6 protein-coding genes are annotated in these 5,735 nt (G+C 45.7%); 4 read left to right on the top strand and 2 right to left on the bottom strand.

What is annotated here, in order from left to right:
• Position 1: 1 nt before the first annotated feature.
• Positions 2-256, bottom strand: a complete 255-nt coding sequence (locus V6U78_RS12570) for a Txe/YoeB family addiction module toxin (RefSeq protein ID WP_405341520.1) — start codon at positions 254-256, stop codon at positions 2-4.
• Positions 253-504: a type II toxin-antitoxin system Phd/YefM family antitoxin gene (locus V6U78_RS12565; RefSeq protein ID WP_405341517.1), complete on the bottom strand. Its 252-nt coding sequence runs from the start codon at positions 502-504 to the stop codon at positions 253-255. The genes V6U78_RS12570 and V6U78_RS12565 overlap by 4 nt, the downstream gene beginning before the upstream one ends.
• A gap of 143 nt (positions 505-647) precedes the next feature.
• Here V6U78_RS12565 and V6U78_RS12560 point away from each other — a divergent pair, with 143 nt between their 5' ends.
• The 4 genes from V6U78_RS12560 to V6U78_RS12545 all read left to right on the top strand — a co-directional run bounded on the left by V6U78_RS12560 (position 648) and on the right by V6U78_RS12545 (position 5,648).
• On the top strand, positions 648-1,451 hold the full coding sequence (locus V6U78_RS12560; RefSeq protein ID WP_405341514.1) for a hypothetical protein: 804 nt from the start codon (positions 648-650) through the stop codon (positions 1,449-1,451).
• A gap of 87 nt (positions 1,452-1,538) precedes the next feature.
• Positions 1,539-2,507, top strand: coding sequence for a GTP pyrophosphokinase (locus tag V6U78_RS12555; RefSeq protein ID WP_405341511.1), 969 nt, complete (start codon positions 1,539-1,541; stop codon positions 2,505-2,507).
• A gap of 1,151 nt (positions 2,508-3,658) precedes the next feature.
• The gene (locus V6U78_RS12550) at positions 3,659-3,958 is read left to right on the top strand and encodes a hypothetical protein (protein ID WP_405341508.1); all 300 of its coding nucleotides are present in this window, start codon (positions 3,659-3,661) and stop codon (positions 3,956-3,958) included.
• 718 nt (positions 3,959-4,676) lie between these two features.
• Positions 4,677-5,648 carry an OmpA family protein gene (locus V6U78_RS12545; protein WP_405341505.1) on the top strand — a complete coding sequence of 324 codons (972 nt, stop codon included), beginning with the start codon at positions 4,677-4,679 and terminating at the stop codon, positions 5,646-5,648.
• The last annotated feature ends 87 nt before the right edge of the window (positions 5,649-5,735 follow it).

Below are 5,735 nucleotides of genomic sequence, written 5' to 3'. Positions count from 1 at the left end.
ATCAGTAATGGTAGCGCAGCTGAGCGATCAAGAGGGTGTCGTCGATTGCTTTGTAGACCATGCGGTCTTCTTCATTGATCCTTCTTGACCAGTAGCCTGTTAAATTATGCTTGAGGGGTTCTGGTTTTCCGATGCCTTCGAATGGATTACGTTTTGTGTCCTTAATGAGATTGTTGATTCTGGTGAGCGTTCTTTTATCTGTTTTTTGCCAGTAAAGGTAATCTTCCCAAGCATTTTCTGAGAAGATAAGTTTCATTCAGCCAGCTCTCTTTCTTCGCCTTTTCCGTTTTCAAGCTCTGCAATAGAGGCAAGTAGGCGGCGAGCGTTTTTCGGAGCGCGGAGCAGATAGGCTGTTTCTTGCAGTGCTTCGTAGTCTTCAAGTGACAGCATAACGACAGAAGGTGCTTTGCTGCGTGTGATGATGACAGGGCTATGGTCATCGCATACTTGTTGCATCATTTGTGCTAAGTTGCTGCGAGCACTGGTGTAACTGATAGCATCCATTTTTTATACCTCGTTTCATTCTGTACAGGAAACTGTACGCAAATGATTTAACAAACGCAAGCACACGGAACAATTTTTCGCTTCGCTGCAAATTGTCCGGTGTTGCGAGCGTTAAGCGTTCGTTCAACCTTAGAGAAATACATATGTCCTGGATACCAGCACTGACAACAACAACGGTCTTCGGGCTCTTGATTGGAGTTGTGATTTGGTTGTCACGGAATCTCATTATTACAAGGTTGACTAACTCTGTTAGGCATGAATATGACGTCAAAATCGAAAAATTGAGAGACGAACTTGGTAGTAAGCAGAAGCAAATCGAAGCGTTAAGGAGTGGAGCCTTATCAGGAATCGTAAATCGGCAGTCGGTTCTTTATCAACGTCAGGTTTCTGCTGTTGAACAATTGTGGGGTGGCGTTATTCAAATGGCACCTGCAAAAGGTATCGCGACGCAGATGGCGCTTTTTAAGTTTGAAAATACGGCCAAAGCTGCAGCAGAAAATCCACAATTGCAGCAACTTTTTGAGACGATGGGAGCCCAATTTGACAAAAGTTGCCTTTTGACTGTGGAGGCAAACAAGTCGAGGCCATTCGTAACGCCTATCGCCTGGGCATACTTTTACGCCTACCAAACAATTCTTGGGCATTACGTCGCGAAAATGCTAATTCTTCAACAGGGTTTTCGCGATGCCGCCAAGCTCATTGATCATGAAAACATAACAAAAATTATTAAGGCGGCCTTACCTCATCAAGCAGAAAATATAGATAGGTTTGGTCATGAGATGTTTCACTTGTTTATTGATGAGCTTGAAAACAATCTTCTCTTGGAGCTTCGCAGAATCATCGAGGGCTCTCACGCGAATGATGAAAATGTTCGCCAAGCAAATCAAATTCTAAAAGCAGTCGAGGATCTTCAGGCTCAAGGAGATCAGCCTGAAGGCGACGCTTAACAAGGTGGTCAACGGGACGCCAACTACGCTGCGCTCCGTTAGCGCCCATTACCACTGGCGTTATATTGAAAATTTGGAGTTGGTACATTGTCAGAACTAGAACGGAATTATAGAGAAATAAAGCCAAAATATCAGAGGCTTGCGATTAACGTTGAACAAGCCTTGGTTCAATTTCTAGCTGAGAACCAGATTTCATCTTTCGATGTTGAAAAACGAGTAAAAGAAGAAAAATCATTTCTAGAAAAAGTGGTTCGGAAGTCTTATGAAGCACCACTAGATGAGATGGATGACATCGCAGGTGTTAGAGTTATTTGTTATTACAACGAAGATCTTGAAGCTATAGATAAAATAATAAAAGAGCAATTTAATGTGGTTTTATATTCGAATAAATCTCAGGAGCTAGATGATGACCAATTTGGTTACGCTTCAAATCATTACGTCGTCAAACTAAAACCTGAATGGTTACAAGCCCCAAATTATCGTGGTTTGAACGATCTAAAAATTGAAATTCAAGTTAGAACCATTTTGATGCACGCATGGGCAGCAATTAGTCATAAGCTGCTTTACAAAAAACATGATGATGTCCCGAAAGAGTTTAAAATAAAACTTAATCGATTAAGTGCACTTATTGAACTCGCCGATGAGCAATTTGATGACATCAAAAACATGAAAGTAGATTATCAAAATCATGTCATGCTTGATGAGAACTCAAGTCTAAATGCTGATAGCTTCTTAGTATTAATGAGAAAGTATTTCCCGAATCGGAGTATAAGTGACGACGATATTTCATCAGTTTTGGTAGAAGTTAGAGAATACTCAGGAAGTATTGCTGATTTTGAAAAGCGTATTAAGAAGTGTATGCCTATTTTAGAAGAAATGGAGCAGGAAGAAATGCGGCACTACCTCTTCGATGATTATGATGATGAAGATAGTGGCTGGTCTATGGCTGGTGTAGCAAGAACCATATTAGATCTAACTAGTGATAATTACTGGGCGAAAAGAGGTCTAAGTGAACCGTACTGGTCAATAACTGAACACTATAGGAATTCAATATAACAAACGGCTCAAAAGGGATTGCCAACGCGTGGTGACTTTAGTGCAAAATTGCAGTTCAGTGTTTACAGTGTGTTTTTTAAGTTCGGTGGTGCGTTGTCAACCCCTTAGCCGGGCGTTATTGCATTGGCTTGGTTGCGTCGGTTGGGGCAGGTTGTTTCGGGATAGCAGGCAGGTCGCCGCAGCAGATCGGGGTGCTGTTTTAGCAGGGTTTCGTCAGGTCTGGGCTTTGAATAGTGTGCCGCGCCTTCGTTGTTGGGCTGCTCTCGCTAGTTTTAAAATGAAGGCTCAGTCTTCAAATGCGGCAAGCGGTGGCTTTGTTCGAGTTACTTCGTTGCTGTATGTGGCAGGTTTGCCAGACCGCCCAATCTGGCCGTTTTTTCAGGTTTGAGTTCGGCGCATTCTGTTGGCCCCACTCAGAAATAGTGTGCCCGGATCGAGTGATGCGGCTTTAACCCTGGCTTTTCATTTGCTGCAAGATCTCAGCTTTTAGCTTTCTTTTTAGTTGTTTCTTGCAATAACAAGGCGCTGCACGCGAAACTAACGCTAGCCCGTTTTTGTGTTTTCGCTGCGCTCAATTTTACACAAAACCGGCCGTCGCTCTCGTTCGCGTGAGCTTGGCGTTATTGCATTGGCTTGGTTGCGTCGGTTGGGGCCGGTTGTTTCAGGATAGTAGGCAGGTCGCCGCAGCAGATCGGGGCGCTGTTCTAGCAGGATTTCGTCAGGTTTGGGCTTTGAATAGTGTGCCGCGCCTTCGTTATCGGGCTGCTCTCATTGGTTTGCATGAGTTGAAAGTTTCGAGTTGCGGCAAGTGGTGGCGTTGTTCGAGTTGCTTCGTCGTTGTACTTGGCAGGTTTGCCAGACCGCCCAATCTGCACGTTTTTTCAGGTTTGAGTTTGGCGTATTCTGTTGGCTCCACTCAGAAAGAGTGTGCCAGAATCGAGTGATGCGGCTTTAACCTAAGTTGGCCATTTTCGGCAAGTTGCCAGCTTTTAGCTTTCTTTTTGTTGTTTCTTGCAATAACAAGGCGCTGCACGCGACACGAACGCTAGTCCGGTTTTGTGTTTCGCTGCGCTCAATTTTACACAAAACCGGCCGTCGCTTTCGTTCGCGTGAGCTTGGCGTTATGAATTTAATCAAACACGGAGTAATACATGAGAAAGCATTTCCACCTCCAAGAATTTGAGCCAATGGTCTTCGAGTTTGAAGGCGTAAATTACCAGTTCTCACATTTAACTGCGCTTGCCGAAAAGCGTCGGCTTGCAACAAATATTCACGAATACGTTTACCGGCTGCCAACTGGGCAGTACGTTTATGTAACCGTTGTGGGCGAAGAGGAAGAAACTTCGGCTTACGGTATCCACAAAGGCTGGTATGTAATCGAGCCAATATCCGAGGAAGAGGCCAAATTTGATATAGATGCACTTTCAAAATTTACGGCTCTTTACAAGTAATTCGTTCTAATGCAGTTTCAAGTGCGTACTTAATCATGGCATCTGTAACCTCAACCTCTTGTACTTGCCCCGTTTTAGTGGACACCTTCAGTCACCACTGGAGGTGCTACAATGCCAAAATACAACAACCCCAAAAAAACACGTCAGTACAGCTTTGAGCTCAAGCGCAAAGCCGTTGAAATGAGCCTTGAACCTGATGTGCTGGTGCAGGAAGTGGCGTAGCGTCTGGATATTCATCCCTTCATGCTGTCGCGTTGGCGAAAGGAATACCGTGAGGGGCTGTTTCCACTGCGCTCACCACCTAGGGCTAAGTCATTGAAAAAAACACGCAAACCAGCCAAGCCGGTCATACCCGACACTGACAATACCGAGTTGAAGCAGCTCAGGAAGGAAAACGAGCGCTTGAAGTTGGAGGTCGACCTTCTAAAAAAGTGGCAACGGTTTCCCGCGGAACAACGCAGGAGTGCTACTGATTCATAAAGCTGCATCATGCCTCTTTTAGAGGCGTCGGTGGAAACGGGGTAGAACCCATTTGATTGAGATCTTCTTGATGTTTTTGATAACGAGTTCACGTTCATCTAAAAGAAAGTGATTGGGATGGATCTGGTTTTGGATAACAATAAGGTTCGTTTGCGATGGCATCAGTCAGGGGAAGATGCCTATTAAATGCGATCACACTAATAAAAATCCAGTCAACTAAGAGCAAGGAGTGAGTCTTGTGAATCTGATTAAAATACTGACCATCTTTTTATTGATGGCTCTGGCTGGCCCCGCGCTGAGCCAAGAAGATGTCGAGGGATCGGGTGATCATCCACTGATAGAACGCATTGCTGGTGCTTATATCGCTTGGCAAAGAGTCGATGAGTATGCCGAGTACAGATTTCCGGCCGGCATTCATGTCAGAAATCGAGGCTACGAAGAATCCATTACGGCAGAAGGTGAGCATCTCCGCATTCTGTACCGATTCACAGAACCTACGTCCACTTTGCGTATTTACAGAAGCTACCAGCAGTCACTTGAGCGCGCCGGTTTTGAAATCCTCTTTCAAGGGCGCGGTCAGAATGATGAACTCGATAATAATAAAGGCATCAATTTCGTGGGGCGATACGATACCCTGCCCTCAGGTCCGCATCTTCGACTGCCAAACCGACGATCAGAGTCTGATGCCAGCTACCTGTTAGCTCGCTCACAGGATGGCAGCATCCTCGCCAGCGTTGCGATCATGGTGCCCAATCTCACAAATTTACCCATCATTGTGCTCGATGTGGTGACATCAACCACCATGAACGATGCAATGGAACACCACCCGCTTCCAGCGAATGCATTGAGCCATAGCCTGACCACACAAGGGCACGTTGCCCTACAGCAGCTGCATTTTGCATTTGACAGCACCGAAATCTTGCCAGAATCAGCCGCAACGTTGAACGAGATCGCGATACTCTTGCAGCAGCAACCGGATCTGCGCCTCCTGGTTGTGGGGCATACTGACAGCCAGGGCAGCTTTGATTACAACCTCCATCTTTCTTCTGGTCGCGCCGAAGCTGTTAAGACCTACCTCGAAACACGTCATGGGATCCAAGCATCGCGCCTTCAGGCCGCCGGTGCTGGCATGATGGCGCCTGTGGCCAGTAATCGGGATGATGCGGGTCGACAGCTTAATCGTCGCGTTGAGCTTGTCGAGCTGCCCTAAAGGATTCGCTATAGCTCACTTCCGCTTTTCAGTCGGCGTCTATGATTATCGTGTTCTTTGACTCAGTGATATATTAATCGAAGAGCT

Origin of the sequence: Marinospirillum alkalitolerans (genome assembly GCF_045055655.1) — a bacterium.
Classification (GTDB): domain Bacteria; phylum Pseudomonadota; class Gammaproteobacteria; order Pseudomonadales; family Halomonadaceae; genus Marinospirillum; species Marinospirillum alkalitolerans.
Note: the sequence above shows the minus strand (reverse complement) of the source record. Positions and strands in the feature narration are given on the sequence as shown.